The organism is Pontitalea aquivivens (genome assembly GCF_046507575.1).
In the GTDB taxonomy this organism is placed as follows: domain Bacteria; phylum Pseudomonadota; class Alphaproteobacteria; order Rhodobacterales; family Rhodobacteraceae; genus Pontitalea; species Pontitalea aquivivens.
Window position 1 is genome coordinate 1 of record NZ_JBKFEY010000054.1, and the last position, 2,500, is coordinate 2,500.

Consider the following 2,500-nt stretch of genomic DNA (forward strand, 5'->3'; position numbering starts at 1 on the left):
CCTTCAGGTTATGAGCCTGACGAGCTACCGGGCTGCTCCACCCCGCGCTGTTTTTTTTATCGTTTGAGAGAGGATTTGATCGCTTCTTTCTAGGTTTGGCGGTGACCTACTCTCCCACGTCTTGAGACGCAGTACCATTGGCGCGACGGCACTTAACTGCCGGGTTCGGAATGGGACCGGGTGTTTTGCTCGTGCTATTACCACCAAACCGAGGAAGGAGCGATGTCCAAGTCGCGTACATTATTTGTGTATACTTGCTTTTTCCGGTATGAGATATTCTTCTACTGGATCAAATCAAGCCAATCGGGCAATTAGTACCGGTCAACTGAACGCATTGCTGCGCTTACATCTCCGGCCTATCGACGTGGTGGTCTTCCACGGCCCTCAAGGGATACCTAGTTTTGAAGGGGGCTTCACGCTTAGATGCCTTCAGCGTTTATCCTGTCCGGACATAGCTACCCTGCACTGCCGTTGGCACGACAACAGGTCCACCAGTGGTCCGTTCACCCCGGTCCTCTCGTACTAGGGGCAACTCTTCTCAAGTATCCTACACCCACGGCAGATAGGGACCGAACTGTCTCACGACGTTCTAAACCCAGCTCACGTACCTCTTTAAATGGCGAACAGCCATACCCTTGGGACCTGCTCCAGCCCCAGGATGAGATGAGCCGACATCGAGGTGCCAAACGATGCCGTCGATATGGACTCTTGGGCATCATCAGCCTGTTATCCCCAGCGTACCTTTTATCCGTTGAGCGATGGCCCTTCCACTCGGGACCACCGGATCACTATGGCCGACTTTCGTCTCTGCTCGACTTGTCAGTCTTGCAGTCAGGCTGGCTTTTGCCATTGCACTCAACGAGCGATTTCCGACCGCTCTGAGCCAACCTTCGCGCGCCTCCGTTACTCTTTGGGAGGCGACCGCCCCAGTCAAACTACCCACCACGCAGGGTCCCGGATCCGGATAACGGACCGCGGTTAGACATCAAGAGTGCGAAGGGTGGTATCTCAAGGGAGGCTCCGCCGGAACTGGCGTCCCGGTTTCAAAGCCTACCACCTATCCTGCACATCACAATCCTGATGCCAGTGCGAAGCTATAGTAAAGGTGCATGGGGTCTTTCCGTCTAACCGCGGGTAGTGTGCATCTTGACACACAGTTCAATTTCGCTGAGTCCACGTTTGAGACAGCGGGGAGATCGTTACGCCATTCGTGCAGGTCGGAACTTACCCGACAAGGAATTTCGCTACCTTAGGACCGTTATAGTTACGGCCGCCGTTTACTGGGGCTTCAATTCGGAGCTTGCACCCCTCCTTTTAACCTTCCAGCACCGGGCAGGCGTCAGACTGTATACGTCGCCTTACGGCTTCGCACAGCCCTGTGTTTTAAGTAAACAGTCGCCACCCCCTGGTCTGTGCCCCCGGCCCATAGTTGCCTACGAACCGGGCCTCCTTCTCGCGAACTTACGGAGGCATTTTGCCGAGTTCCTTAAACGTGGTTCTCTCAAGCGCCTTGGTATACTCTACCAGTCCACCTGTGTCGGTTTCGGGTACGGTCTTGTGGAGGGCTATTTCCAGGGACCCCGCAGCTGCCAGATCAATCCGATAAGATCTGACAACAGTAAGGATCCGTCACTTCCTCCTGGCCCAGGAATATTAACCTGGTTCCCATCGACTACGCCTTTCGGCCTCGCCTTAGGGGCCGGCTTACCCTGCTCAGATTAGCTTTAAGCAGGAACCCTTGGACTTTCGGCGACAGGGTCTCTCACCCTGTTTGTCGCTACTCATGTCAACATTCTCGCTTCTGATCACTCCACCGGCTGCCTCACGGCCCGGCTTCACAGTCAGAACATTGCCTCCAATACTCCCGAGGGAGGTAAGGAGGCAGCGTTCTATATCACAGAACGCTCCGCTACCACGCACATTGCTGTGCATCCAAAGCTTCGGCTCGTGGCTTGAGCCCCGTTACATCTTCGCCGCAGGATCTCTTGATTAGACCAGTGAGCTGTTACGCTATCTTTAAAGGATGGCTGCTTCTAAGCCAACCTCCTGGTTGTTTTGGAAATCCCACATGCTTTCCCACTTAGCCACGAATTGGGGGCCTTAGCTGTTGGTCAGGGTTGTTTCCCTCTTCACGACGGACGTTAGCACCCGCCGTGTGTCTCCCGGATAGTACTCTGCGGTATTCGGAGTTTGGTTAGGCTCAGTAAGTCTGTGGGACCCCATCACCCATCCAGTGCTCTACCCCCGCAGGTATTCGTCCGAGGCGCTACCTAAATAGCTTTCGCGGAGAACCAGCTATCTCCAGATTTGATTGGCCTTTCACCCCTAGCCACAAGTCATCCGGACCCTTTTCAACGGGTGTCGGTTCGGACCTCCAGTTGGTGTTACCCAACCTTCATCCTGCTCATGGCTAGATCATCTGGTTTCGGGTCTGATCCCACGAACTCATGCGCCCTTTTAAGACTCGCTTTCGCTGCGCCTACACCTACCGGCTTAAGCT

The 2,500-nt window shown here is 54.6% G+C and carries 2 rRNA genes (1 of these 2 cut by a window edge); both read right to left on the minus strand.

Features of this window, described 5'->3' with window-relative positions:
• Positions 1-93: 93 nt before the first annotated feature.
• Positions 94-208, minus strand: a 5S ribosomal RNA gene (rrf, locus tag ACK8OU_RS19700).
• A gap of 82 nt (positions 209-290) precedes the next feature.
• Positions 291-2,500 (minus strand): 23S ribosomal RNA (locus tag ACK8OU_RS19705) (it continues 621 nt past the right edge of the window).